Source organism: Mycobacterium sp., from assembly GCF_050701675.1.
Lineage (GTDB): Bacteria > Actinomycetota > Actinomycetes > Mycobacteriales > Mycobacteriaceae > Mycobacterium.
In genome coordinates this window covers 1-3,118 of record NZ_JBOGDD010000036.1, presented here as the reverse complement: position 1 = coordinate 3,118, position 3,118 = coordinate 1, and the positions used below count along the sequence as shown (strand labels likewise).

1 pseudogene is annotated in these 3,118 nt (G+C 66.4%); it reads right to left on the bottom strand.

Annotation, left to right across the window (positions count from 1 at the left end):
* Window positions 1-3,118: pseudogene (locus ACRDUX_RS01140) on the bottom strand (amino acid adenylation domain-containing protein); the annotation flags it as partial.

The window sequence follows — 3,118 nt, the reverse complement described above, 5'->3', positions numbered from 1 at the left end:
ACGCCGTCGAGGGCGGTGAGGGCGGCCTGGATTTCGCCGAGTTCGATGCGGTAGCCGCGGATCTTGACCTGCTCATCAGCGCGCCCAAGGTATTGCAGCTGCCCGTCAGCACCCCAGCGCACCAGGTCCCCGGTGCGATACATCCGTGCCCCGGGCGCCCCGAATGGGCACGCCACGAACCGGGAGGCGGTCAAACCGGTTCGGCGCCAATATCCGACTCCGGCACCGCGGCCGGCGACGTAGAGTTCACCGAGCACGCCGGGGGGTGCGGGTTGGAGCCAGCCGTCCAGGACGAACAGCGCCGCCCCTGGCACGGGCACACCGATCGGCACCACACCCACCCCGGTGGTCAACGGTGCACTGATGGTGGCGTAGATGGTGGTTTCGGTGGGGCCGTAGCCGTTGATCATCACCCGCCCGGGGGCCCACCGGTCGACGACCTCGGTGGGGCAGGCTTCACCGGCGACCATCAACGTCACCGAGTCCAATCCGTCCGGTGACAGCGCTGCTGCCGCGGAGGGGGTTTGGCTCAATACGGTGACGTGTTCGTCCAGGAGTAGGGCGTGAAAGTCCTCTGGTGAGCCCGCTACCTGTTCTGGCACCACGACCAGGCGTGCGCCGTGCAGCAGGGCGCCCCAGATTTCCCAGACCGAGTAGTCGAAGGCGTAGGAGTGGCATTGGGTCCACACCTGTGCCGGGGTGAAGTCCAGGCCGACGTCGAGGGTGTCGAACAGTCGGGTGACGTTGTGGTGGGTGACCGCAACGCCTTTGGGGACACCGGTGGTGCCCGAGGTGTAGATGATGTGGGCGACGTCGTGGGGGTCGGGGGCCGGTAATGCGGTGTTGGGGTGGGTGTCGATGCCGAGGTCGAGGATGTCGATGACGGTGAAACCGTATTCTCGCAGCCGGTCGGCCTGCTCGGTGGTGGTGACCGCGGCGACGGGGGTGGCGTCGGCAATCATGAAGTCGATGCGGGCCGTCGGCATCGCGGGGTCGATCGGCAGGTACGCCGCCCCGGTCTTGAGCACCGCCAGGATCGCCGCGATCGCCTCGGCGGAGCGGGAGCACAGCAGCGCGACGCACTGTCCTGGGCTTGCGCCGTGTTCGGTGAGCTGGTGGGCCAACCTGTTCGACGTTTCGTCGAGTTCGCGGTAGGTCCACGAACGATCCCCGAACGTCAGGGCCACCGCTTCGGGGGTGCGCGCGACTTGGTCGGTGAACAGTGTGGGGATCGACACCGCCGTCGCGGACTGGGTGAGCACCGCACGGTGGCCGAACTCATCCAGCCGGTTGTGTTCAGTCTCACCGAGCAGGTCGATCGACAAGAACCGTCGGGTGGGATTGGCGGTCATGATTGACTCCCTGAATCGGTGGTCATGGCCACCAACGCCCGCTGGAACCGCTCGATCACTGCTTCGATGCCTGCCGTGTCGAATACGTGGGTGTCGTATTCGATGCGAAGGATCAATTCGTGGTCTGGACGGGCCTGAATCGTCAGCGGGTAATGGGTGGATTCGCTGCCGGTGAACTCGGTAATGGCCAATCCGTTGGTGCGCAACAGCGCGGAGGTGTCGATGGGGTAGTTCTCGAACACGAACAGCGTGTCGAACAATTGGTCGTGGCCGGTGACGCGGTGAATCTCGTTGAGCGCCAGGTGTTGGTGGTCGAGCGTGTGGTTGTGGGCGCTGTGCAATTGATCGAGCAGGTCGGCGATGCTGGTGGTAGGCGTGATGGTGGCCCGTACCGGCACCGTGTTGATCAACAGGCCCACCATCGATTCCGCGCCGGGCACCTCGACCGGCCGCCCGGAGACCGCGGCACCGAACACGACGTCACGTCGGCCGGTCATCGACATCAACACCTGCGCCCACGCGGCCTGCAGCACCGTGTTCACGGTGGTGTGACACGACCGCGCCAGCTCGTTCACGGCCCGGGTGGTGGCCTCGGGCACCCGAGCCGAGGCAAGGCCGCGCGGCCCCAGTCTTGCCGGTCCCGGCGGCCCCACCAGGGTGGGGGTGTCGAAGCCGGCCAGCACCTCGCGCCAGGCCGACTGGGCGGCTTCGAGATCCCGCTCGGCCAGCCAGCTGACGAAGCGACGGTACGACCCGGCAGGCGGTAGCGGCTGACCGTAGTAGCTGGCGAAGATCTCGTGGAGCAGGATCGGCAGCGACCAGCCGTCGAGCACGATGTGATGATTGGTCAGCACGACCCTGTGACGATCTGGCGCGGTGCGGATCAGAGCAACTCGAAAGGGCGACGCGCCCCTGAGATCGCAGACTGCGGCGCGTTCGGCGGCACACGCCCGCTGGAACCGTTCCTCGACATCGGTATCGAGTTCCAGGTATTGCCAGGGTGTTTGGGGGTTGGCCGGAATGACTTGGACCGGCTGGTCGAATTGACTGCAAAAGCGTGCGGCCAGGTTGGGGTGACGGGCGGTGACGGTGTGCACGGCGTCGTGTAGACGATCGGGTTCCAGCGGGCCGGTGACGGTGATGTCGAGCTGCATTGCGTACAGGTCGTCATCGCTGTTCTGTCTGGCGGAGTGGAAGAGCAGTCCCCGCTGGAGCGGAGTCAGCGGCAGGATGTCGGCGACGCGGTACAGCTGCTGCAGTTCGTCGATCTGGGGTTGAGTCAACCGCGCGGGAGTGATGTCGGAGGGGGTCAGTCCGCCGCCGCCGTGTTGCACGTGCGCGCAGATGCCGGTCAGGGCGTCGAACCACAGCTGGCTGAGCCGACCGATTTGAGCCTGATCCAGAGCCGACGGCGCCCAGGTCCAGTCGGCGTGCAGGTGCGGGCCGACATCGGTGTCGACGGTGCTGGCGTTGAGTTCCAGGGTGTGCGCCAACGGCATGGGAACCGCCGCGGCAAAGGTGGCGACCGCCAACCCGTCTTGGCTGATCTGCCACAGTTCGCCGGAGGACTCGGCCGCGCCCATCCGCCCGAAGTAGTTGAATCCGATCGTCGGGTCGGGGCCGCGTAGGTCGACGTCGCTGTTGAGGTAGCGCAGCAGTCCGTAGGTCAGGGGATCGGGTAGGGCGCGCAGTTGTTCCTTGGCGCGTTTGATGATTGGGCCGAGTGCGGATTCACCGGCGACCACCTGTGCCCAGCGCAGCCCATC